Below are 24673 nucleotides of genomic sequence, written 5' to 3' on the forward strand. Positions count from 1 at the left end.
AATACTTTCTATATAGTTAATATATGATAGATACCCTGTATATAAGCCTATTTATTAGGACAAGTTTGTATCTCTGTATCTGCCATTTAAAGGTCTTTTTCTGCTATTGAAAATACCTTTTAGGAGTGTTACCATTTATACTATGATAATTTTTTATTGGAGGTTAATTAATGACCATTAAAGATATGATGAAATATATAGAAAGTGAATATTCAGTTATAAATGATACTCCCTGTGAAATATGCGGTGGAGACTACATAGCTAAAGATTCAGATATAGCTATAGTTAATGGAATTCCCTATGACATATGTGACTGCATTTGTTCAGAATGCGGCCATGAAAAGACATTTCAGTTTTGTGCTCCTTTCATAGAAGACAAAGATATAAAAAATATAAAAAACATATTAAATTAATTTAGAATATTTTACCTAAATTTTCTTGTATCTGATTTATGAATTCAGGTTATTTTCTAGAAATAAAAGAACAGTCTTGAAATAAAAAATATTTTCTATTTCAAGACTGTTCCACTTGTTTTATATCCCAATACTATTTTTTAAACCTAGGTATTTCAAACTCCAAATTCAAGCTATTATCTGATGCCATATTTTGAATTCCTTTAATTATATCTGATATTTGTTTAAAAGCCCAAGATACATCTGTAGCATATTGATGTTGTCCAGGTTCTTCAGGATTCCACCTCATGTTGTAAAGAGTATCTTGTCCAGCTTCAATGCCATTTATATAATTACTTGATATCCACTTTGCCCCTCCTGAAATAGCTGCTTCTGGAGTTGTCCATCCGTTTTCATAAGCTGCTTTAGTACCACTTAAAACAGAACTACTATCCACTGCATTTATTCCAAAAAAATTATATACCGGAACACCATACAAATAAGTTCCATCATCATTTTTAGCTCCACCATTTGCCAAAATCGAAGTTCCATTTGAAGTTTCAAGCATAGCATGTGAAACCAGATAATACACATTTATATTATTGTCTTTGGCTGCATCCAAAAATGCTTGTCCCTTTCCTTCCAAAATTCCTTTACCAAGTAAAAAATTATTTAAACTATCTGCTGTGGCACCATCTGAATATGTAAGTTTTAAGAATTGATATTTACCATAACTGTCGAGAAAGTTATTAGAATTTGAATAATATTTTATCAGGTTTTTTGAAGCCGCATTATTCATCACATCAGTTTCTACAAATACAGCCTTATCAGGAGAATTCAATTGCGTATTAACCATATCATTCAATGACACATCATAATTTACATATTCATCATTTTCATTATCTATACTGTCCACACATCTTAAATAATCTACAGTATAATTGTCATAATCAGTGTTCACATCACTATGAGCTCCTTTGACTCCTGCTCTTTTTATATAGATTACAAGTTTATATTTCTGTCCATTAGTACCTCCACTTAACGTTTTAAGAGATGATATCTTACCATTATTATCAGGGCTGGTATATCCATCTGTCAACTCTGTATAATCATCGGCTTTATCATATTGCCCATTTACAAAAATTCTATATTGTACATCCGATGTACTGTCACTTTTTATATAAAACCCCTGTTTTTCAGATGACAAAAGAGGAGTAAATTCAAAATCATCAGAAACTATATTCGGAAGCTCTGAATAGCTTGTACCATCTGAATAACTGTTAGTTGTAGTAAATTCCATCTTTAAAGGATTCGATAATTTTTTCCCTGACATTGATTCAACATTTTGTCCTATTGTCACATAATATTTTTTACCAGGAGTGTACCCGGATACTTCAGGACTTATCAAAACAGTACTTCCATTGCTTCCCATACTTACAGCTACAGGAACCTTATTATTGTTCCAATCCGTAACAGTTATATTCTCATCATTGACTGTACTTGGCTCCAGATCAGTATTGAATTTAACAGTCCATTCTTTGTTTGTATCAATATTTACTCTAGGAGCTTCTATTTGTGAATCCGCAGATACCTTAAATTGAAAAACTATAAACATACAAAATGCTGTTATAATAAAAGCTTTTATCTTTCTCTTCAAAAAAATTCCCCCATTCATACATTCATATTAAAATTCTTATAAATTATTTTTAAATATTTATAATGGCCCCACCTCCTATTGACCTGTATTTTCATAATTTACATTTGTCAGACGTCTTTGAAATTCGTCCATCCCATGGTTGGCACTTACATATACTCTATCCAATGTATATAATCCTTCATCTTTATTAGCCCATCCTGCTACTGTAGTAAAAGCTAAATTATATCCAGCAGCTTTTGTAGCCTTTACAGTATCCTGATTCCATTCTCCATATGGATATGCAATATAATTCACTTTTTTATCTAATAATTTCTCCAAAAAATCTTTAGAGTTTTTTAGTGTCTTCAATTGCTCATCATAAGTTAATCTATCTAATTTATCATGATTTACTGTATGACTTTCAATGTCTATACCATAGTCCTCCATTTCTTTTAGCTGGCTTGAGGTTAAAAAACCTTTTTCATTGTCTATAGTACTTGTAATTATAAATATGGTGGCCTTGAAACCATATTCTTTTAGTATTGGAAAAGCATTTTCGTAATTATCTTTATAACCATCATCAAAGGTTATAACTACAGATTTATTCGGCACGGGTTTATTATAAACTAAAAAATCATAAAACTCATTCATAGTAAGGGTAGTATATCCATTTTTTTTTAAGTATTGCATTTCTTCTCTGAACTTTTCTTTTGGAACTCTTAATTCATTTCCCTTTTCATAATCTATTGAATGATAATATAAAATTGGAATAGATTTTGAATTGTATTTTAAATCTTCCCCTGTAAATTTTCTATCTTTAACTGCCTTTAATTGATTATCATTCTTTTTTACATTTTCTTTTTTAGTTTCATCAAATTTAAAATTTATTTTATTATCATCTTTTCCATTGTCAATGGTATGATAGCTCTTAACCCTATAAATACCATAGGTGATAATTACAATCAAAAATATTAAGGCTACTTTAATTAGAATTTTTATATTCTTATTTTCCATCTTATCACTTTCCTGACATATTATTGATCCTATGGATTATACTCATACTTTAGAATAAAACCTTCATATCCAGTAATTTAATATTATACGTATATATTCTACCATTTATTATAATATATATATATAATTAATAAAACAAGAAATTTTATTTTAGTTATGCACATTATCAACAGATATTATGTTCATAACTTGTTATTATTTTATTTTTATCATATTATCAATAGTCAATTTATTATATTTCTTTCATTTTATTGTAAATTTCTTATTATATATACACATTGTCCACAGTTTTGTGGACAACATGTGCATACTTTTAAAATCACAGTAACCAAATTAAATCAATTTCCATATAATATTAATACCCACACAATTACAAAGCTCGAAGATTACAGTTAACATTTCCTAATACAAAATAATATACCTTTTTATCTCACAAAATTAGGGGGATTTATTATCCCCTTAATTTTTGTGTTGTTACTATAAGATTGCAAAATGTTTTTCATAATTTTCTTAACATTTCTTTACTTTTATGATATTATAATAATAAAGAAACTTTTTTACGAAAGGTGGGGCTATTCTATGAAAGATAACGTTATCAAAGTGAATTTTTCAAAAAACAATAAGAAAAAGAACATGCCATTTTTCTCTTCAGTAAAATTTTTTTTATCAAAATTATTTAGCTCTACAAATAAAACTTCCAAAACAAATAAAACAAAAGATAAAGACAATAAAAAAATAATCCATTATTTCAGAGATATATCTTAAGGTGCTAAATAAATGCACCTTTTTATTATATATGATAAAATATAATTAAGTTATTCTTAGATGAGATGGAGTTTACCCATAAAGAATACTTTTCATACTACACCTTAGAATAACTTATCCAAGGGAGTAACATTGCTTAATGCACTTTGGAAAAGTGGGATATTAGCAATGGCAGTCATCGAATAAAAATCTAGGAGGATTGATTATGAGAATTGGACTTGGCTATGATGTTCACAAATTAGTTTATAATAGACACCTTGTATTAGGAGGTGTACTCATCCCCTTTGACAAGGGACTGCTTGGCCACTCCGATGCTGACGTACTCATTCATGCAATAATGGACAGCTTATTAGGGGCCTCATGCCTAGGGGATATCGGTAAATATTTTCCTGACAATGACAAAAGATACAAGGACATATCCAGCCTCAAGTTATTATCCAAGGTATCCAATTTAATTGAAGACAATAAATATGTTATAGAAAATATAGATTCCACTATAATAGCTGAAAAACCTAAACTATCTCCCTACATAAAAGATATGAGAGCAAATATAGCCAAGACCCTGAATATAAACATATCTGCAATAAGCATAAAGGCCACTACCGAAGAGGGCCTTGGATTTACGGGAAGTGGAGAAGGTATAGCTGTTCAAAGCATATGTTTACTAAATAAAATTACTTAATACATAATAAATAGGAACTTTAAGTCCCTATTTATCTTCATAATTATTAACTATATTTTGAACTAATTTTTTAATTGCACTTGCCTGGCAGATTAAAGACATAACCACAAAAAACACCATTATTCTTTCTTCTTCTTTATCTTTGATCTTTAAGTTCATATCTTTCATTATATTCTGAAATCTTTTTTCATTAAAGCATTCCTTTTCCATTAAATCTTCAAGACTGTTTTTTTGCAGATCTGAAAATATCTTATACGCATTTTCCCAGGATATTATATCATCCTCACCATTGTTTATTTCATTAAACGCCAATGCAAATACTTTTTTTATTTCCTCCGTAGTCAATATTGGTCTCATATAACTCAATAAAATAAGTTGAGTTAAATGAACTTTTGTGTATCCTCTTTTTTTCCCATCTTCCGGTTTAGATATAACTTCATTTTTAATATAATTTTGCACTATGTTATTTGTATAGTTTTCTTCCTCGAATTTATCATTCAGATAATCTATAACTTGAGACAAAAATAAATCATATCTTGGTAAGTCCTCATACGGTATTATGGTATTAGTTGATATATTTTTTGCTATTTTATTTATATATTCCATTTCGAAATTGTGCTCATTCACTCTTTACGACCTCCCAACTAACATGCTTATGTGCTAAATCAAAACTTTTATTTTTAAACTTGATTCATATTAATATTATATGGCATATACATCCTGTTTACAAACTAAACATTTATAAAAATATATAATAATATAATATTTTTACATGTAAATCCTCTTAGATGGTTTAAAATAGGTTAATTTACTACTTGTTATAAGTTATTAAATACTATATAATAAATAATATAAACATTCTCTGTTTTTAATGTCCACTAAATATCAGGTGATTCTTAGATTTAGCAAAGCCTTTCTACAAAGAATGGCTCCTATACCAAACCTTAGAAGAGCCAATCCAGGGGCGTAGCAATGCTTAATCGCACTTTGAAAAAGTGCGATATTAGCAATGGTAGCCTTCGGATAAATATTGTGTTACCATATAGAAAAGATAAGGTTTTAAGGGAGGCGCCTAAAATTAAACGTAATAAAAAATATTTTGTTATATCACTATTACTTACCTTTTTATTTTTATCAATAGGTATTTTCAAAACCCAATCAACTAACTTGATTACAAACAATAACTCCAATATAGTTTATGCCAGAAGTTCAAGTTTTAGTGGATTTAAATCCGTAAGTTTTATTACACACAGTAGCAGCCCAAAATCTTCTGGAGGTACTTTTAAATCAGGCAGCTTTTCTGCACCTAAATCTACCTTTCAAAAGGGATCCAATGGTAACAGCTCTAGTGGAGATTTTAAATCGGGCAGTTTTTCCAATGCACCTAATTCTTCTTCAAAATCTAGCAATAGCAAAGCTAGCAGCAGTACTTCTCAATCTGAGGGAAATTATAACAGCGGCAGCAAGAGATCCTTTTTTCCTATACCAATTCCCGTACCCTGGGGACATAGTACCGGCTACTACGGGAATAACAGTCTTTTATCAACCTTCTTTTGGGGGTTTGCTAAATTTGTAATACTAATACTAATATTAATATTTATCATCAACAGGATAAATAAATTTAAGAGGAAAAGATAATTTAAGGAGGATTTTTATGGGAGTATTAAAAAGAATATCTAATATTTTTAGAGCAAAGGTAAATGATACTTTAGATGAACTGGAACACCCTATTGAACTACTTGATCAAAAGTTGCGAGATATGGAGGACAGCTTAAACAAGGCTAAATTATCCTCAGCACAAATATTAGGCAATGTACATGAAATTGAAAAAAAGATGGAAGAATCAAAAAGAATATCTACTGAATTTGATGACAAAGTAAAACTTGCTCTAAACAAGGGAAATGAAGAATTAGCTAAAAAGGCTCTAGCTAGAAAATTAGAGGCTGATAACAATTATAAGTCCCTTGAAATAAGCTATAAGGATGCCTATGAAAAAGCTGAATCGGTAAAAACCAAGTTAAAGGAATTAGAAGAGGAGATCCGAAAAACCAGAGTATATAGAGATGAAGCTGCCGCAAGATTCAATAATGCTGAAGCGAGCAAAAAAATAAATGAAATAATGTCTAACGTGGACACAGGAAACAATAAAATAAACATGGATGATATTGAAAGAAAAATTCAAAAGAAAGAAGCTTTAGCTGAAGGACTTGGAGATTTAAAGGAAGAAGATACATTAGAAAAAGAATTTGAAAAATTAGATGAGGTTGATATTGATGAAGAATTAAAAAAATATAAACAAAATTAGGTGATATCATGGATAAAGTCCACCAGTTTATAAAACTCGAGAAGGATAAATACGGAAAAATATTTGTAGATATAAGTTATGCAATAGATAATGTTTCTCCCTTTTTAGATAAAAAAATTTTAGCCAGGAGAAAATATACTGCTAAAATACCAACTTTGAAAAAATATATAGAATTAATAGAATCTGCCGAAAGTGAACTTGACACAAAAAAATTTTTTAAAAAGTTAAAGGGAGATAAGTATATTTCCTTATTGGAGTCTTATAAAAATGACCACTTAGAATCCCTATCACAGCTTGAAAAATGTGCTAATTGTGAATGTCTAAGTTGTACTGCTGATTGTAAATTCGACAGTTGTCTAGGATGTAAAATTGGCTCTAAAATTGTATATTGTGATAGGGAAAAAATAAATGTGACAAAACATAATAACTTTTCAATTAATCTTGTTAATGATAGAACCGGGGAAAATAATAGATATACTGTTCTTTCCACATTGCAGGATATAAAATTGGACAAAAAATATATAATAGTCGAAAATTTATTGTCTAAAGAAAAATTTATACTATACTATTATCCTGGAATTTCTGAAGATAGCTATGGAGAAATTTCGAATGCTGAGGAATTTGATTTTATAGTTTCTACATTTCAAAGTGTAGACCAATAATTGTGCTGAAATCACAAATTTTCTTTATGATTTTAAATACTTGTCCACAGAAACCACAACTTTATACACATTTTCTGTGGATAAGTTATATATTGATATTATTATACTTAAAGCAAATTAAACATAAGTTATCCACATCGTGGATAACTTATGTTGTTAATACATATATAAATATGTTCTAAAATGATTGTAATTTTAAGTAATTAATTGCCTCTTCTCTGGTATCTATTTTTCCCAAATACCTGAGTTTATGAATATTTTCAAGAGCAACCTTTATTGCAGGACCTTGTTTTCCCAGAATCTTCACAACGTCCCCTCCGTTTAAAAGCTTATGTTCATTCATCTCATAGTACACTTCATATTCCTTTAACATATTTTCAATAAACATCTTAAACCTTACCTTTTCATTTTGCCTATCCAGATCCATTCTAGTAGCATAATTATCACAAAATGCAGTAGTGAGTATCTCAACTACATATCCGTCATACTTGTAAAAAAACTTATAAAAAGCTTTTTTATTATCTACAGCTTCATTTTTAAATAGTCCCAATGGGTACATATGTCCTTTCACTATATTTTCTATATACTTTTCTGCCCTTTTTGGGAACTTCATATTATTACAAAAATTTCTGCATATATTTGCTCCCTTTATATCATGACCATGAAAACTTATTTTATTATTTTCTTTTTTATAAGCTTCATATTTACCTATATCATGCAAAAAGCAAGCTAAACTTAAATATTCCTGAAGTTTAAATTCCCCTAACTTATGATTAAATATACTCAAATCCAAGCCCTCTAATTTCATCTTTCCACTTAAAACGTCTTTAAATACACCATAAGTCAGATTCATATGGGTAAATACATCTTCTCTATGATATTTACATTTTCCTATGGTCTTTAATTCATCTATATAGGGAATGATATTTTTTAATATTCCATAATTATCTAAAATTTCAAAAGCTATTCCCATATGATCATTTTTTATTATAAGCATCAACTCCCTAAAAACTCTCTCCACAGGTGAATCCATTATTGTACAGCATATTTTTTCAATCTGCTTTTCCGTTTCCAGGTTAAAATGCATTCCGCAGCTTATATAAAATCTTATACCTCTCAATATTCTAACAGGATCCTCTTCCAAACTTTTATCAGTTACGCTTTTAAGTATTCTGCTTTTTAACGCTCTCCTTCCATAAAAGGGATCTATTATTTTATTGTGGATAACTCTCATAGCTATGGCATTTACAGTAAAATCCCTGGACTTTAAATCTTCTTCAATAGAACTGCCTTTCATAGATGATATATCTATTGTATTTTCATCCAGTATGCATCTATATATACCTACATCCTCCCTTATGGGGAAGAATTCGTATCCTCTTTTTTCAAGTTCCTCTATAATTTTATGAATATCACCATTAATTATAAAATCTGCATCTTTGGGTTCTGCCTTTATATTCATTAATTTATCCCTTACATATCCTCCTACTAAATAAACTTCTAATTCCATATCATTTACTACTCTTTTTAAATCATAGATAAACTTTTTCACATAATTCAAATTAATCACCTACTCCTATATCATTTTATCACATAAAATATTTTATTTTCATAAATAAATCACTAATAAAGACTATATAAATAGATTATCTAAATATATATTCTGCCTTTATATTTAGATTACCATAAAAAAATACATTCAACTAAAAAGCATACAATAATTTCGACATATAATATTTTATTATCCATTTAATTACTATTTTATTTATAAATCTTAGTTCTAATTTTAGTTATAACAATTTTTAAAATAGGAGACCTTTCATTTAATCTCATTACTAATTTTATGTATAAACCCTTATATTTAGCCTATTTTTATAATATATATTAAGAAAACTTTCATTTTAATTATTATTGACTTTTGTATATTTTGGTAGTATATTAACTTTAGATGGAATTTCATAAGAAATTTGTAAAATATTTTATGAAAATACATTGACTTTTAATGTAATTTTTGCTATTATTTAATTGTAGTTATGTCGAATTGTGGAATTAAAGGAGGAGAGCGTAAATGAAATCTACAGGTGTTGTTCGAAGAGTAGACGAGCTAGGAAGAATTGTAATTCCTATAGAATTAAGGAGAACTTTAGACATTGCTGAAAAGGATGCCTTGGAAATATATGTTGATGGTGAGCAAATCATATTAAAAAAATACGAACCGGCATGTATTTTCTGTGGTGATGCAAGAGATGTAGTAAATTACAGAGGTAAAAATATCTGTAAAAAATGTTTAAATGAATTAAAAGAAGGTAAATAATATTTATCCAGTGGCTGACATTGCTAATATCCCCAGCTTTGTAAAGTGGTGTATAATAGGCAGTGCTATACCCTTAATAAGTTCTTCTTAGGTTCGGTACGAAAAACATTTCTTATGAGAAAGTTCCACTGAACCTAAAGATCACTTGATTAAAAAGACCGATATGAAAATTTCATATCGGTCTTTTTTGATTATTTACTTTGTAATAACATTCATATTTCCATATATAATCATAACTACAAAAAAAGACATAGCTAAACCTTGTAAAATATAACTTAAATTTAACTATGTATGTATGTTTTTATTTAAATATGTTTATATGTTTATATATATTTATTTTACCAATTACTTAACTCTTCTTCCACCGGTGAAGTCTGATCTATTATCTAAACTTGCTATTTTTACAACATCTCCAGTTTTAGGCGCATTGATAAAAGATCCCCCACCTACATATATTCCTACATGATATGCCGGTGAACCGAAAAACACTAAGTCCCCAGGTTGAAGTTCACTTCTGGATACTGCTACTCCAACATTTTGCTGCTCTTGTGAAGTCCTTGGAAGATTAATTCCAAAATGTGCATATACATATTGAACTAATCCTGAACAATCAAAACCTGACGGAGAAGTTCCTCCCCAGACATATGGAACACCTAAAAAATTAGAGGCATATGCTACTACTGCACTTGATGATACTGCTGCATCACCGCCTCTTGAAACACTTTCACTAGAGCCAGTAATTCTTGGTGCTGCATTTCTAATCTGCTGAACATTATTTGCTGCTGAAGCAATTACTTTTGAAGTTTCCGTATCAGCTACTGCAAGTTCCTTTTCTTTGGCATCTAAAGATGTTATCAGCGCAGTTTGACTTTCCTTATCGCTATTAAGCTTGGACAATTTTTTTTCATTGTCGGATTTTAATGCCAAAAGCTTATCATTATCATTATTCAATATTTCTTTTTGATTAGATAATTCTTCTTTCTTATCTGACAAATCCGATATAACGCCTTTATCAAAACCCATTACTTTTGTTACGTTATCCAATCTAGATATAAAGTCATTTAAATTATCAGCATCTAATATTACTCCTAGATAACTATTCATACCATTTATGTACATAGCCTTTACTCTTTGATTAAATAATTTCTGTTGGCTTTTAATATCCTTTTCAGTTGATTCTATATTTGTCTGAGTGTTTTTTATATTATCAGAAACTTTGCTAATGTCTTTTTTGTTACCGTCAATTTGCTGCATAACTTGTACTATTTGATCATTCAACTTTTCAACTTTAATTTCCAGACCTTGTTTTTGCTGTTTAACTTGAGCCAGTGAGCTCGAACTGCTTGATGCTGCAAAAACGCTTGTCCCTGTTGATAATGCTAATGTTAAAGCAATTGCAACAGATAAGGTTTTTCTATTCAATTCATCTACCTCCTAATATAATATTAAATTACCCCCTCCAAATCATAGATTTGGATTCCTAAATTAAATAAATTTAAAACAATACTTTTAAAAGTATAATCTTAAATTTAAAAATGGCATATGTTTATTATAGCATTAAACCATAGGACATCTCAACGCCTATGACAAATTTTCCTTAGAAATATTAGAATTTTTCAATAAAACCCAGAGATTTATTGATAATTTAACTATTTTCAACTAGTTTTATTGACAATATGGAAATACAGTTCATTATTATTTTGGTCTTATATTGAATTATTGTAAATTAATTGAATACCTATATATCTCAGATTTAGAAACATTTCTATCTCTAGCTACTTTTTTCATGGATTCCTTTTTACTTAATCCTTCATCCATATACATTTTTATATGTTCTTCTACAGATAAACTTATCCACTTTTCTCTTTTTTCCATTAAGAATTCTTCTTCACTTTTGCCTTCTACTATAATCACAAATTCCCCTTTTATATCTCTATTCTCATAGTAACTTGTCACCTCTTCCAAAGTGGATCTGAATATTTCCTCATGAATCTTAGTGAGCTCTCTACAAATGGCTGCATGTCTATTACCTAAAACAGTATTTAAAACTTTCAAAGTATTTAACAATCTATGGGGAGCTTCATAAAATATCAACGTTTCTCTTCTCTCAACTATATCTTCTAAAATACCCTTTTTACTTTTAATATCCCTGGGTAAAAAACCAATAAAAATAAACCTTGAAGTATTCAATCCGGAATAAACTAAAGCTGTAGTCACTGCAGTGGCTCCAGGAAGCACTTCAAAATCTATTCCGTATTCTATACAATTACGTACCATAACACTTCCCGGATCTGATATGCCAGGGGTTCCGGCATCACTTATCAAAGCTATGTCATTTCCATCTTCCAGTTTTTTAATTAATTCTCTGCCTTTTTCATTCTCATTATATTTATGGTAACTTACAAGTGGTTTTTTTATATTAAAATGATTTAATAACTTTAAGCTCCGCCTTGTATCTTCAGCAGCTATTAAATCCACCTCTCTAAGTACTTTTAATGCACGTAAAGTTATATCCTGCAAATTTCCTATAGGGGTTGCCACTAAAAAAAGTTTTCCCATCACTTATCATCTCCCTTTTTACATTTTCCATATATTCTATTGATTTCATCTGTATAGTTTCCATCCAGCTGATGCACATATATGGGGGCACCCCACTTTAAAAACCGACCTCCATTATTTTGTCCTTCTATAAGCACCATATTGGGAGCTTTGTTTACACTTGGATGAACCATTCTTACAAACTTGGGCTCAATTTTATATTGCCTCATAGTACATATAATATCTGCAAATCTGTCCGGTCTATGGATCATATAAATTTTTCCGTTATCCTTCAAAACAGTTTTAGCGGCCTTTATAACATCTTCTAAATCGCAGCAAATCTCATGTCTGGCAATGGCATCCTTATTTTTTAAATTTACAATTCCGGAATTTTTTAATTTATATGGTGGATTTACCGTAACTACATCAACCTTTGACATGGTTTTTAAATATTTAAGATCTCGCAAATCCTTATGAATGAATTCTATCTTTTCCTGCACATTATTTAATTGCGCAGATCTATTGGCCATATCTACCATATCACTTTGGATTTCTATTCCAGTTATTTTACTGGCAGAAGTTTTTCCCACCAGTATAAAAGGAATTATGCCAGTACCACTGCATAAATCCATTACTTTTGTATTTCTTTTTATATTGGCAAAATTAGCAAGTAAGACTGCATCCACCCCAAACCTAAATGCATCCTTTTTTTGAATTACACATAGTCCCTTTAATTGTAAATCATCCAAAGTCTCATCTTTTTCTAAAAAATCATTATTCACCTCAATACCCCACTTTTAATTCATCTGATGGTTATACTTACGTAACCCCTAAATAAGTTCTTCTAATGTGCATTAGCGTCACAAAAATCACTTCTTATGGTTTAACTTGCTATCTATAATTATGGTTTAAATATGAACCTTTGTCAATTAAGCTGAGTTCCATGTTTAATAAACGTATGCTAAAATAGTATCTACAGTATAAATACAAAAAATCCCTAGATAAACATTCCAGGGAATAATAAACTTTATTTTTATTTTACTCACTGCTCTTTTGTAGTCTTCTGGTTTTGAGAGGATTTGGCATCTGAGCTATTATTTTCGACTGCATTAAATTTACTGTTCAATATGATTATATCCACTCTTCTATTTTTAGCTTTTCCTGCTTCATTGGAGTTATCTGCAATAGGCCTGTATTCACCATATCCAATTGCTGAAAGCTTTTGGGGTTGAATCCCAGCTCTAGCTACAAAAAATTCAGTAACATTAGACGCTCTATCACAGGACAGTTTCCAATTAGAAGAATACTCACTATTACTAATAGGCACATTATCAGTATGTCCCTCTATCCTAATATAATTTCCCAGCTGATTTAAAATCTTGCCCATTTCCGTAAGCTCCTGCTGAAACTCAGGTCTTATATCTGCCTTACCTGTATCGAATAATAACGTATCATTCATACTTACCACAAGTCCTCTTTCATCTATAGTAGTAGATACGTCTTTACTCATTCCATTATCCTTCAAGTATTTATCTAATTGTACCTTTAATTCCGATAATTTTTTTTCTTCAGCTTCAGTTGAATCTGGAGTATCTATTTTCTTCACATCATCTTTAATACTAGAAGTATTGTCCTGACCTATTATACTTTTACCTCCACCCATGGCTATACTAAGAGATTCAGAAAGTTGCTTGTATTTACTTTGATCCACCTGGCTCATGGAATACATAACGATAAAAAATATCATAAGGAGTGTTATCAAATCCGAATAAGTTAGCATCCACCTCAGGCCATCTGGTTTTTTCCCCGGTCTTTTTCTTTTCATAGCTCAGCCTTCCCATCTATCGCCTCATACTTTAATAATTCCTCTTTATTTAAGAAACTTTTTAATTTTTCCGCTATTGTATTTGGATTTATTCCCTCTTGAATATAAAGTATTCCTTCAACAACAAGGGTTTTTTCCTTTACTTCTCTTTCATCCGCTTGCTTTAATCTATTTCCTATTGGCAGCCATAAAAGATTTGCAGATCCAATACCATATAGTGTAGCTAAAAATGCTACTGCTATTTTAGGGCCCAATGTAGAACTATCCTGCAAGTTTCCTAATACATGAACCAATCCCATAACCGTACCTACAATACCCATAGTAGGTGCATATCCTCCTGCACTCTCAAATACATCAGCACCTTCTCTGTGTCTTTCAGATGTAGATTCAAGCTCTAATTCCAATATACTTCTAACAGCCTGGGGATCCACTCCATCTACTACAAGCTGAAGACCTTTTTTTATAAAAGGATCCAAATTAGGGTCATTAGATATTTCACCCTCTAAACTCAATAATCCATTTTTTCTTGTCTTATAGGATACATCCTTAAAATATGAAATTAAAGCTGGTAAATCTGTTTTTCTGGGATTAAAAAGAACCTTAAACATTTTAGGAATTCTTTTTAATATATCCATGGGAAATGATAAACCTGTCGCACCAATTGTTCCCCCAAAAACTATTATGGCTGCAGTAGCTCCTAAAAGGGCCGTTGCCTGTCCACCTTCTATTATATAACCAACTACTACTGAGAATATCCCAAAAAACAAAAATACAATAACAGATATATCCATTTTCTCTCCTCCATCTAGTTAATTTAATTCTCGTTTTTAGTTTGCATTTGTCATGTCTATATAAATATTCGTATAAAATTTTCTACTCTTTAATGTTAATATAACATTATCCTGGATATAAAATTATTTTATCTGTGTTAATTTTTTAACATAGGTAAAAATACGAATTCATTTGCAAGCTCATTAAGTTACTTGTCCAATTTAAAAAGACTACCATATCTGGGTAGCCTTTTTAATATTAATCTTCTTGAACTGGTGCTCCTACTGGACAAACGTTTGCACAGTTTCCACACTCTATACAGGTATCTGCATCTATTACAAATTGAGTATCTCCCTGACTTATAGCGTCAACTGGGCATTCTGAAGCACATGATCCACAACTTACACAAGCATCTGTAATTTTATATGCCATTTTCGTAACACCTCCTTATGATTTCACATATTATTTATCTCATCCCTTGATATTCTATCATATTTATCTGCACTTTTAAAGATAATTTTAAAATACTGTATACCCCATATCTTCAAGACACTGAATTATTTTATCTTTTGTTACAAAATAATTATCATATATTATACTTACTTCATTCTTTTCTTTATTTATCTGGAAAGCAATTATTCCTTCATTATTACAAATGCTACATCTTATTTTATTAATATCTTCAGCAGTACGCATATCAAAAATTTTAAATACAGATTTCATATGCTACCTCCCTAATCTTCCTTAAACAACTGTTTAATTACATCCGGATCTTCGTTTTCTGCATCAATCTCTATTTCATCCTCATTTATACTGCCTTCAAATCCACCAGAAATTACTTCCATTTTATCTATAGGTATTTCTTTTAATACATCTTCGCCGTCTTCACTTTTTATTTTTACCTTAACACTTTCTTTAACTACAGAATTACTCATAACTTCCCCATTACCATAAACCGTACTTACAATAGATCCTCTTTTAGGCAGCCTTTGCCTTATTTTCTCATAAGTATCCTGTTCATAATTTAAACAACACATAAGTCTTCCGCATATTCCCGATATCTTAGTAGGGTTTAAAGATAAGTTCTGTTCTTTTGCCATCTTTATAGAAACAGGTACAAAGTCTCCCAAAAAGGTAGCACAACACATGGTCCTGCCACAAGGCCCCAATCCACCTATCATCTTAGCTTCATCTCTCACTCCTATTTGTCTAAGTTCTATTCTAGTTCTAAATATTGAAGCAAGATCTTTTACCAATTCCCTAAAATCAACTCTGCCATCTGCCGTAAAATAAAATATTACCTTATTATTGTCAAATGTATATTCCACATCTATAAGTTTCATTTTCAAATTATGCTGTTGTATTTTTTCTATACATATTTCGAAAGCCTCTTTTTCTTTTCTTTTGTTCTCATCATGCTTTTTTACATCTTCTTCTGTAGCTATTCTTAAAACATTTTTAAGCGGTGGAACTATATCACTTTCATCTATATTTTTTGGTCTTATAACACAATTACCGAATTCTATCCCCCTGGCTGTCTCCACTATTACATTATTTCCCTCTTGTATATTTAAATTATCCGGTGAAAAATAATATATTTTACCTGCTTTTTTAAAACGTACACCTACCACCATTACCATATCTCATTTATACCTCCTGCATTTTCACCAGCATAGAATCAAAAACTAGAGCTGGACTCACATTTCTTCCTAGTTTTTCTTTAGTGTCCTTGACAATATTAATGATATCATTTAATTTATTAAATGAAAACATCTCTCCCATAATCTTTATATCTTCAAATTTATCCGTATTTATAATTAATTCTTCATTACCTGTTTCTTTATATATAAGTACATCACGTATATATGATAAAACACAGGTAAGTATTTCCTGCCATTGGTCTTTCATGTTAAATAAATAGGTAGAAAATTTTAAAGAAGAATTCAAATCATTGTCATTCAATCCTTTAAGCATACTTATAACAGTATCTCTTATTTCACGTAAAAAAGAATCTGAAATAAACTTTTCAGCTCTTCCTGGTATGCCATCACTAAAGGCTAAAACAGATTTCACCTGTTCTTTAGGTAAATCTGGAAACTTATTTTTTAAAAATACAACCATCTCCTTCTGACTTAACCTATTGAACTTATATATCTGACATCTGGATTTTATTGTGTCCAAAATACCGTCTAATTTTTCACATAAAAGTACCATAAAACTTCCTGAAGGTGGTTCCTCTATAGTTTTCAGCAGTGCATTTTGCGCCGCTTCCGTCATCTTATCAGAATTATATAATATTATTACCTTTTTATCACATTCGTAAGGTTTTTTATTTGTTTCTTCAATTATATTTTTTACTTCTTCTATTCCAATAGATTTCTTACCCTTAGGTACTTTAAATTCAACTATATCCACATATTGTTTGAATTCACTTTTGCCCAACACCTTCATGGCCATTTCTTTAGCAATCATACTTTTACCTATGCCATTTTCCCCCACCAAAATGTGGGCATGTGAAAATCTATTTAACTTTATGGAATTTGTTATCTGGAGCTTTATACCCTGATGACCTATTATTTTATAAAAGCCCACTAAATATTCCTCCCATTTAAATCCTTACAAATTTATCCACATCTACTACGAATATATTAGCCCCTCCAACTTCCACCTCAACAGGATATGGCATATATACGCCTGTAGAACTAGCAACAGATGAAGGAGTTGTTATAACCTGCTTTCTAGTTTTACATACTTCCTCTATGTGACTTATTACTTTCCCTACATTTTTTTCTTCAACACCTATCATTAAAGTGGTATTGCCTGCTTTTAAAAAACCTCCTGTAGTTGCAAGTTTAGTCACTCCGAATCCAGCTTCTGTCAGGCTCTCCAATAAATCACCAGCATCATCATCTTGAACAATAGCTATAATTAATTTCATAAGGGTATCACTCCTTCTCATTTATTTTTATTTAAAGTTATTTATTCTTAAATTAATATAATAATTATAACATAATTTTTTATTACCTTATATAACTTCAAAACATGAGCTATCTTAATTTTAGTATATTCCTAGATCTTCTTATATATTTGATTTTAATATTTTTTTTACCAGAGAATATATATCTTCATGAATTTCATCCATGCTTTTTATCCTTTTATCCTGTACACAGGAGACTTTATTCCAGTTATATTTATGTGCGATGTACAATGCATTTTCATATGATTTAATCAAATAAGGATAGTCACTTTCATGTATATCTTTTTGAGAATTTCCTGTAAATTTATTCTTCCTGTCAATTACAAGCTGCCTGCTGTATTCAGGGGACATATCCAAAAATATTACACAATCCGGTACCGGAAGACCAAATATATTGAATTCAAAATCCCACAGCCACTCTAAAAACTTATTTTTTTCTTTAGCATCATCAATTTTGGAAGCCTGATGTATCATATTAGCCGTAGTATATCTATCCGCCAATATTATTCCACCTTGTTCATAGAATTCTTTCCAATCCATCTTATAGGATGCAAATCTATCCACCCCGTAAAAAGTAGAAGCTACGTAAGCATTTACATCTTCAGGATCTTTTCCGAAATTCCCATTTAAGTACATTTTAACCAATGCTGAAGATTGACTGGAATAATTGGGATATTCCACTTTTCTCACATTATATTTTTCACTTAGAAGCCTCTCATAAAGCATTTTTGTCTGTGTAGCTTTGCCACTTCCATCACATCCTTCTATAACTATAAGTTTTCCCTTTAATGATCTCATTTAATTTCCCCCAATATATTTTTTATGCCATGGCTACCATTGTCTAAATCCACACTTTTTCAAATTGAGGATATTAGAAATGCTACGCCCCTGGATAAGTTCTTTCCCACCTAAGAATCACTTGATAACTTTTATCTTATTATCTTCTACTCCCATTAAATCTACTCCATTTTTGGAATAATATCGAATGATCTCCAGAATATCTTTATTTATTAACTCCCCTATTAACAAAATGGGCACTCCCGGAGGATAAGGTATAATATTTGCCCCACTTACTTTCCCCAGGGAATCCTCCAAATCTACAATCTGTTTTTCTGCATTTACAGCTTCATATGGCAGCATTTTAATCTCAGGTATTTCATATTCAATTATATTTGCTCTCTCGTACTTAAGATGTTCCAAATTACAATTTTTCAATGTATTATATAATACTTCATATTCCTCCTCCTTATTAAAAGGTGAAAAAATAAGTATTACATTAGAGCCGTCACTCATTTCGCATTGTATACCTGATTTTCTCAAATACTTTAATAACAAATCACCGCTGTAATTCCTATCTAAATTTATAATATATCTGGTTAAATCTATGTTCCAAACATTTGCCATCATATTTTTCTCTCTAATACAGTTCCTATTAAATTTTACTATATCCTCTTTATCAATTATGCTCAATCCCCTTATAGAATTTATTCTATTCCTATAATGCTGATTTCTTCTAATAAGTCCCTCATAATCCCTATATCCGTATTTTTCTAGATAAAATCTGGCATAGTCCATGGAACAAAGTGATATATAAGAGGGGCTGGTGCTTGAAAATGCATCAAAGTAAAAATCTGCTTTATCAATATCCCTGTCATTATTAACATGTAAATACGCACTTTGAGTTAAACTTGATAAAGTTTTGTGGGCACTTGTAACTACCATATCTGCTCCAAGCTTTACTGCACTTTCTGGTAAATCTGGATGAACTCCAAAATGAGATCCATGAGCACAATCCACCAATACCTTCATATTATATTTTTTAGCCTCTTGCATTATAAATTTTAAATTACTACATATACCATAATAATTAGGATATGTAACTACAATGCCCTTTGCATCTGCATTTTCTTTTAAAACTTGTAAAAAATGCTCCAAATCTATAGAAATAGGAGCATTTAATCTTTTACTTATAATATTTTTTAAATATACAGGTTTTAACTTCCTCATAATTATACTATTAAATATAGAATTATGGCAGTTTCTCTCTACTAAAATCTTATCGCCTTCATTAAAACTGCTAAATAGCATTATCATATTTCCGGAGGTGCTGCCATTAACTAAGAAATAAGACTTTTTGCTTCCGTAAAAATCTCTAAGATGCCTACTTGCATCTAATATTATACCTTTTTGATTATGAAGATTGTCTACCCCATCTACTTCTGTAATATCAAACTTTAAAATATTATTTACAAATTCCCTTCCTATGGAAGTATTATAAAACCCTTTTCCATTTTTATGCCCGGGCATACAAAATAATATATTATTTTCTTTAATATATTTTAAGACTCCTTCTAAAAGTGGTAATTCTGGCAATTCATTGTCTCTCCTCTTATTATATAATGTACTATAGTCTTTTTTATTTTCTTTCTATAGTATTCGTAAAAATCCAAATTATTTTCCAAATTTATTAGTCTTTCTTCACAGCAGGAGCAAATTCCCCTGCCATATATTATTATACCATTACTTAAAGGCTTTCCACATATGATACAATATTTTTTTTTCATCCATATCCTCCTAGCAAGTCCTATTTATGAATTAGTAAAGTAACTTTTGCTATTTACATTCTTACCTTTTAATGTATATAATATTCAATTCTTATTGTTTCTTTTTTTCTTTATAATATATAATATTCAATCTCACCTCTAAATTTGTTTTGTCCACATAAATAAATTAATTTTTTATTATTTTATTATTATGGATTATTATGATAATGTATTCAAATTTATATTTTATAAGTTATAATATAAATAGTCATAATAATAGATTAATCAATTTATTCAAGCTAATTTTTACAAGGAGGATATCATATGATTTCAATTTACAAAACCATGGATATATCAAACAAGCTGCAATCCCTGGATACTATAGAACATGGCTGCTGGATTAACATTGTAGCACCTTCAGACGAAGATTTACTTTTAATATCAAAAAAATCCGGTGTTTCTTTAGATTTTTTGAGGGCTGCCCTTGATGAAGAAGAAACGTCTCGTATAGACAGTGAAGATGATAATCTGCTGGTAATAGTTGATATACCTTTTACAGAGATGGAGGTTAACTCCTTAACATACGATTCATATCCTCTGGCAATTATTCATACCGAATCTAACCTAATAACAGTATGTTTGAAAAATAGTAAAATTCTTACAGACTTTATAGACGGAAAAGTCAAATCTTTTTACACTTTTAAACGTTCCAGATTTATCTTGCAAATACTTTATAGAATAGCAAGTTATTATTTGCTTTATTTAAGGCAAATAGATAAAAAAAGTGTGATGATAGAAAAAAAACTTCATAAGTCTATGAAAAATAAAGAATTTGTCCAACTTTTATCATTGGAAAAATCCCTCGTTTATTTTTCTACATCTTTAAAAGCTAATGAAATAACCCTAGAAAAAATGCTAAAATTAGAGATTTTAAAAAAGTATCCCGAGGATCAGGATATTTTGGAGGATGTTATTATTGAAAATAAGCAGGCAATAGAAATGACAAATATCTACAGCAATGTTTTAACTGGAACCATGGATGCATTTGCCTCTCTTATATCCAACAATTTAAATATAGTGATGAAATTTTTAGCTTCTATAACCATAGTTATGGCTATCCCTAATATAATATTTGGTTCTTTTGGAATGAATGTACCTGGCATACCTTTTACTCAATACAAAAATGCCTTTTGGTCCATATATGCAATAACTGCTTTAATTTGTGTTATCTGCATAATATTTTTAAAAAAAAGAGATTTATTTTAATTTTAGGATGTGATAATTTGCTTGGAAAAAGGTTAAAAAAAGGAGATACCATAGGTCTTATATCTCCTTCAGGTGCCCAAAAACCTGAAAAAATAAAAGAAAGTATTGAATTTTTAAATGGTCTTGGTTTTAAAATAAAAGAGGGAAAACACATATATGATAAATGGGGATATCTGGCAGGAAAAGATATTGATAGAGTCAAAGATCTAATGGATATGTTTTTGGATCAGGAAGTAGACATGATATTGTGTACACGAGGCGGTTATGGTACCATGAGACTTTTAGACCTCATAGATTTTAATGTCATAGAGAAAAATCCTAAAATATTTGCAGGTTTTAGTGATATAACCACCTTGTTAAATAGCATATTTCAGAGATGTGATATTACTACTTTTCATTCTCCCATGTGCAATACTGATTTTGACGATTTTACATTAAAAAGTTTTTTGAATACTTTAATGTCAGGTTACACTCCTTTTACCATAGAAAATCCCGGAAATATACCTACAGATTATTTTAATGGAGAATATGCCAGTGGAAAATTAATAGGTGGTAACCTTTCATTAATATGCAGCCTGCTTGGTACGCCTTATGCTGTAAATACCAAAGATAAAATACTATTTATAGAGGACATAGGTGAAGAACCTTATAGAATTGATAGAATGCTTACTCAACTTACATTAAGCGGGGATCTTCAAAAATGCAAGGGTTTTATTATGGGTCAATTTAAAAATTGCCAGCTTCCACATTATGAACGTAGCTTAACTCTAGATGAAATATTAGAAGATAGAATATTGAGTTTAAAAAAACCTACTTTAATTAATTTTCAATCCGGACACTCATATCCAAGAATAACTCTTCCAATTGGTGCCAATGTGGAAGTAAATTTTAAAGAGGGTAAAATCAACTTATTGGAACCTGTAGTAAAATGATAAAGAAACTCTAAAGTCAATGGATACTTTAGAGTTTCTTATTTTTAATTAGACTATTTTCTGGTTTTACTTGGAGGCGCCACCCAGATTTGAACTGGGGGTGAAGGTTTTGCAGACCTCTGCCTTACCACTTGGCTATAGCGCCACATTTTAACATTCAACGAAATTTATTATATCATTATATGTATGTCTTGTCAATTCGAATTTTATTAATGATCAAATAAGCTTATTAACAAAATTCAATTTAGTATGCCGATATATAAAAAAGTATGTGCTATAATATTATATGAGGTGATATTATGAGTTATGAAAATTTAAAATCTGCTATAGATACTAGTAATAACATTGTATTCTTAGGAGGTGCAGGAGTTTCTACAGAATCACAAATACCTGATTTCAGATCTGAAGCAGGTATCTATAAAACTAAAAATAATTTTTCATATCCTCCTGAAATAATGCTAAGTCATACATTCTTTATGTCTCATACTGAAGATTTCTTTGAATTTTATAGAAAAAAAATGATATACAAAGATGCAAAACCCAATGATGCTCATTATGCTCTGGCCGAATTAGAAAAAATGGGAAAATTAAAAGCTATAATAACTCAAAATATAGATGGTCTTCATCAAATGGCAGGTTCAAAGAATGTTTTGGAATTACATGGTTCAATCCATCGAAACCACTGTACAAAATGTAATAAATTTTTTAATTTAGATTATATAATAAATAGTTCTGATATGATACCTAAATGTGACAAATGCAATGGAATAATAAAACCTGATGTGGTTTTATATGAAGAAAGTCTAGATATGAGCATATTAAATAAATCTACTGAATACATAAGGCAAGCTGATATTCTAATCGTAGGTGGAACATCTTTGGTAGTATACCCCGCTGCAGGATTAATTAATTATTTTAAAGGCAAACATCTTGTTCTTATAAATAAATCATCTACTCCTTATGACAATAAGGCCGATATAGTAATACATGATAAAATAGGGACAGTTTTAAAAAGCATACTATCAAGTGCTTTCTAGATGCGATTGAGTTTAATCATGAGGAATACTTTTCTTCTCTATTTAAGATTAACAGGCCTATTGCTGCTACTAAATATGCCTGTTAATCTTAAATAGGTTCATTTAAAGTTGAAAATGAAAGATTATTTAATTTCTACTTTATATTTATTTTTTAAATTCTTAGTGAATTGATCATATTTAAATGCCTGTCGCTCTTGTAACAATCCTCTTTTAATTGCATCTTTAACTTCGTCAAAAGTTTTTATTGAAGCTTCTTCCTTTTCTTCAACCCTTATGAGATGATACCCAAATTGAGTTTTTACGGGCTCACTTATTATTCCTATTTCCAACTGAAAGGCTGCATTTTCAAATTCAGGTACCATTTGTCCCCTTGTGAATCTTCCAAGACTGCCTCCCTGAGCTTTTGATGGACATGATGAATACTTTTTAGCAGCATCCTCAAAAGATAATCCGTCCTTTATTTCCTCTAATACCTTATTAGCTTTTTCAATAGAATCTAGCAATATATGTTTTGCAGTTATACTTTCAGGATTTTTATACATACTTCTATTAGCATTATAATAATCTTTAACTTCATCATCTGTTACTTTAACATCTTCCATAATCTTGGCCACTGCCTCTTGAGTTAATATTTCCTTTTTAGCTGCTTCCAATTTAGCCAGATAACTTTTATTCTTCTCCATTTGTTCATCTTTAGCATAATTATAGATGAGTTCAAAAGATATAATTTCATTCAGTAATTGTTTTCTCCCATTTTCAGTATTTAAATATTGCTGTCTTTCCGCAGGAAATCTTTTTATGGTATTTTGTAAATCATCTTCAATTATTTCTACACCATTAACAATTGCCAACACATCATTTTGCATATATTTTCTCCTTAATATTATTATACTTTATTATTAATTATGACATAATTCCTGTATTTTTTCCATATAAAAATTAAAAGTTCCAGATAAACTCTGAAACTTTTGGTGGCCAGACCAGGAATCGAACCAGGGACACGAGGATTTTCAG

28 protein-coding genes and 1 tRNA gene are annotated in these 24673 nt (G+C 30.0%); 10 read left to right on the forward strand and 19 right to left on the reverse strand.

Going from position 1 to position 24673, the window contains the following annotated elements; all coding sequences use genetic code 11:
- Positions 1 to 170 precede the first annotated feature (170 nt).
- Positions 171 to 413 (forward strand): metal-binding protein, encoded by a 243-nt coding sequence (locus tag AB8U03_RS04105; protein ID WP_369703279.1) that lies wholly within the window; start codon positions 171 to 173, stop codon positions 411 to 413.
- A gap of 133 nt (positions 414 to 546) precedes the next feature.
- Here AB8U03_RS04105 and AB8U03_RS04110 read toward each other — a convergent pair whose 3' ends face one another.
- Positions 547 to 2049: an Ig-like domain-containing protein gene (locus AB8U03_RS04110; RefSeq protein ID WP_369703280.1), complete on the reverse strand. Its 1503-nt coding sequence runs from the start codon at positions 2047 to 2049 to the stop codon at positions 547 to 549.
- Between the two features lie 75 nt (positions 2050 to 2124).
- Positions 2125 to 3042, reverse strand: coding sequence for a polysaccharide deacetylase family protein (locus tag AB8U03_RS04115; protein WP_369703281.1), 918 nt, complete (start codon positions 3040 to 3042; stop codon positions 2125 to 2127).
- A gap of 579 nt (positions 3043 to 3621) precedes the next feature.
- Between AB8U03_RS04115 and AB8U03_RS04120 the strand changes: the two genes are divergently transcribed.
- Complete coding sequence (locus AB8U03_RS04120) at positions 3622 to 3807, forward strand: hypothetical protein (RefSeq protein WP_369703282.1); 186 nt, start codon at positions 3622 to 3624, stop codon at positions 3805 to 3807.
- A gap of 205 nt (positions 3808 to 4012) precedes the next feature.
- Positions 4013 to 4489 (forward strand): 2-C-methyl-D-erythritol 2,4-cyclodiphosphate synthase, encoded by a 477-nt coding sequence (gene ispF, locus AB8U03_RS04125; RefSeq protein ID WP_369703283.1) that lies wholly within the window; start codon positions 4013 to 4015, stop codon positions 4487 to 4489.
- A 27-nt stretch (positions 4490 to 4516) separates the two neighbouring features.
- Here ispF and AB8U03_RS04130 read toward each other — a convergent pair whose 3' ends face one another.
- Positions 4517 to 5095 (reverse strand): DUF1836 domain-containing protein, encoded by a 579-nt coding sequence (locus AB8U03_RS04130; protein ID WP_369703310.1) that lies wholly within the window; start codon positions 5093 to 5095, stop codon positions 4517 to 4519.
- A gap of 366 nt (positions 5096 to 5461) precedes the next feature.
- On the opposite strand from AB8U03_RS04130, the gene AB8U03_RS04135 reads away from it, so the two are divergent.
- The 3 genes from AB8U03_RS04135 to AB8U03_RS04145 are packed head-to-tail and all read left to right on the forward strand — an operon-like array spanning position 5462 to position 7456.
- Positions 5462 to 6127, forward strand: a complete 666-nt coding sequence (locus AB8U03_RS04135) for a hypothetical protein (protein ID WP_369703284.1) — start codon at positions 5462 to 5464, stop codon at positions 6125 to 6127.
- A 16-nt stretch (positions 6128 to 6143) separates the two neighbouring features.
- A complete protein-coding gene (locus AB8U03_RS04140) occupies positions 6144 to 6794 on the forward strand; it encodes a PspA/IM30 family protein (RefSeq protein WP_369703285.1) in 651 nt (216 codons plus the stop codon).
- Positions 6795 to 6802: 8 nt separating this feature from the next.
- Entirely contained in the window at positions 6803 to 7456 is a 654-nt protein-coding gene (locus AB8U03_RS04145; protein ID WP_369703286.1) for a DUF1292 domain-containing protein, read from the forward strand.
- A gap of 178 nt (positions 7457 to 7634) precedes the next feature.
- On the opposite strand, the gene AB8U03_RS04150 is transcribed toward AB8U03_RS04145, so the two are convergent.
- Complete coding sequence (locus AB8U03_RS04150; RefSeq protein ID WP_369703287.1) at positions 7635 to 9026, reverse strand: HDIG domain-containing metalloprotein; 1392 nt, start codon at positions 9024 to 9026, stop codon at positions 7635 to 7637.
- 498 nt (positions 9027 to 9524) lie between these two features.
- Here AB8U03_RS04150 and AB8U03_RS04155 point away from each other — a divergent pair, with 498 nt between their 5' ends.
- Positions 9525 to 9770 (forward strand): AbrB/MazE/SpoVT family DNA-binding domain-containing protein, encoded by a 246-nt coding sequence (locus tag AB8U03_RS04155; RefSeq protein ID WP_369703288.1) that lies wholly within the window; start codon positions 9525 to 9527, stop codon positions 9768 to 9770.
- 345 nt (positions 9771 to 10115) lie between these two features.
- Here AB8U03_RS04155 and AB8U03_RS04160 read toward each other — a convergent pair whose 3' ends face one another.
- The 13 genes from AB8U03_RS04160 to AB8U03_RS04220 form a co-directional block, all read right to left on the reverse strand.
- A complete protein-coding gene (locus AB8U03_RS04160) occupies positions 10116 to 11192 on the reverse strand; it encodes a C40 family peptidase (RefSeq protein ID WP_369703289.1) in 1077 nt (358 codons plus the stop codon).
- Between the two features lie 294 nt (positions 11193 to 11486).
- Complete coding sequence (gene rsmI / locus AB8U03_RS04165) at positions 11487 to 12329, reverse strand: 16S rRNA (cytidine(1402)-2'-O)-methyltransferase (RefSeq protein WP_369703290.1); 843 nt, start codon at positions 12327 to 12329, stop codon at positions 11487 to 11489.
- Entirely contained in the window at positions 12329 to 13090 is a 762-nt protein-coding gene (locus AB8U03_RS04170; RefSeq protein ID WP_369703291.1) for a tRNA1(Val) (adenine(37)-N6)-methyltransferase, read from the reverse strand. The genes rsmI and AB8U03_RS04170 overlap by 1 nt, the downstream gene beginning before the upstream one ends.
- Before the next feature lie 260 nt (positions 13091 to 13350).
- Complete coding sequence (locus AB8U03_RS04175; protein ID WP_369703292.1) at positions 13351 to 14133, reverse strand: OmpA/MotB family protein; 783 nt, start codon at positions 14131 to 14133, stop codon at positions 13351 to 13353.
- On the reverse strand, positions 14130 to 14924 hold the full coding sequence (locus AB8U03_RS04180; protein ID WP_369703293.1) for a flagellar motor protein: 795 nt from the start codon (positions 14922 to 14924) through the stop codon (positions 14130 to 14132). Before AB8U03_RS04180 ends, AB8U03_RS04175 begins: the two co-directional genes overlap by 4 nt.
- A gap of 238 nt (positions 14925 to 15162) precedes the next feature.
- Positions 15163 to 15336 (reverse strand): DUF362 domain-containing protein, encoded by a 174-nt coding sequence (locus AB8U03_RS04185; RefSeq protein ID WP_106010910.1) that lies wholly within the window; start codon positions 15334 to 15336, stop codon positions 15163 to 15165.
- Between the two features lie 87 nt (positions 15337 to 15423).
- Positions 15424 to 15627, reverse strand: a complete 204-nt coding sequence (locus tag AB8U03_RS04190; protein ID WP_369703294.1) for a ferredoxin — start codon at positions 15625 to 15627, stop codon at positions 15424 to 15426.
- An 11-nt stretch (positions 15628 to 15638) separates the two neighbouring features.
- On the reverse strand, positions 15639 to 16544 hold the full coding sequence (locus AB8U03_RS04195) for a PSP1 domain-containing protein (protein WP_369703295.1): 906 nt from the start codon (positions 16542 to 16544) through the stop codon (positions 15639 to 15641).
- Between the two features lie 7 nt (positions 16545 to 16551).
- The gene (locus AB8U03_RS04200; RefSeq protein ID WP_369703296.1) at positions 16552 to 17496 is read right to left on the reverse strand and encodes a DNA polymerase III subunit delta'; all 945 of its coding nucleotides are present in this window, start codon (positions 17494 to 17496) and stop codon (positions 16552 to 16554) included.
- 16 nt (positions 17497 to 17512) lie between these two features.
- A complete protein-coding gene (locus tag AB8U03_RS04205) occupies positions 17513 to 17842 on the reverse strand; it encodes a cyclic-di-AMP receptor (protein WP_369703297.1) in 330 nt (109 codons plus the stop codon).
- Positions 17843 to 17983: 141 nt separating this feature from the next.
- The gene (locus tag AB8U03_RS04210) at positions 17984 to 18679 is read right to left on the reverse strand and encodes a dTMP kinase (protein ID WP_369703298.1); all 696 of its coding nucleotides are present in this window, start codon (positions 18677 to 18679) and stop codon (positions 17984 to 17986) included.
- Positions 18680 to 18796: 117 nt separating this feature from the next.
- Entirely contained in the window at positions 18797 to 20254 is a 1458-nt protein-coding gene (locus tag AB8U03_RS04215) for an aminotransferase class I/II-fold pyridoxal phosphate-dependent enzyme (protein ID WP_369703299.1), read from the reverse strand.
- Complete coding sequence (locus AB8U03_RS04220; protein WP_369703300.1) at positions 20233 to 20445, reverse strand: sigma factor G inhibitor Gin; 213 nt, start codon at positions 20443 to 20445, stop codon at positions 20233 to 20235. The genes AB8U03_RS04215 and AB8U03_RS04220 overlap by 22 nt, the downstream gene beginning before the upstream one ends.
- Positions 20446 to 20748: 303 nt before the next feature.
- On the opposite strand from AB8U03_RS04220, the gene AB8U03_RS04225 reads away from it, so the two are divergent.
- Both AB8U03_RS04225 and AB8U03_RS04230 read left to right on the forward strand, forming a co-directional pair.
- Positions 20749 to 21690, forward strand: a complete 942-nt coding sequence (locus tag AB8U03_RS04225; RefSeq protein ID WP_369703301.1) for a magnesium transporter CorA family protein — start codon at positions 20749 to 20751, stop codon at positions 21688 to 21690.
- A 17-nt stretch (positions 21691 to 21707) separates the two neighbouring features.
- Entirely contained in the window at positions 21708 to 22622 is a 915-nt protein-coding gene (locus AB8U03_RS04230) for a S66 peptidase family protein (RefSeq protein WP_369703302.1), read from the forward strand.
- A gap of 71 nt (positions 22623 to 22693) precedes the next feature.
- Here the strand turns inward: AB8U03_RS04230 and AB8U03_RS04235 are convergent.
- Positions 22694 to 22767, reverse strand: a tRNA-Cys gene (locus tag AB8U03_RS04235).
- A gap of 154 nt (positions 22768 to 22921) precedes the next feature.
- Between AB8U03_RS04235 and AB8U03_RS04240 the strand changes: the two genes are divergently transcribed.
- A complete protein-coding gene (locus AB8U03_RS04240; RefSeq protein ID WP_369703303.1) occupies positions 22922 to 23659 on the forward strand; it encodes an NAD-dependent protein deacylase in 738 nt (245 codons plus the stop codon).
- 122 nt (positions 23660 to 23781) lie between these two features.
- Here the strand turns inward: AB8U03_RS04240 and AB8U03_RS04245 are convergent, their stop codons facing one another.
- Positions 23782 to 24525: a peptidylprolyl isomerase gene (locus AB8U03_RS04245; protein ID WP_369703304.1), complete on the reverse strand. Its 744-nt coding sequence runs from the start codon at positions 24523 to 24525 to the stop codon at positions 23782 to 23784.
- Between the last annotated feature and the right edge of the window lie 148 nt (positions 24526 to 24673).

Origin of the sequence: Clostridium moutaii, assembly GCF_041205085.1 — a bacterium.
GTDB lineage: Bacteria > Bacillota > Clostridia > Clostridiales > Clostridiaceae > Clostridium_B > Clostridium_B moutaii.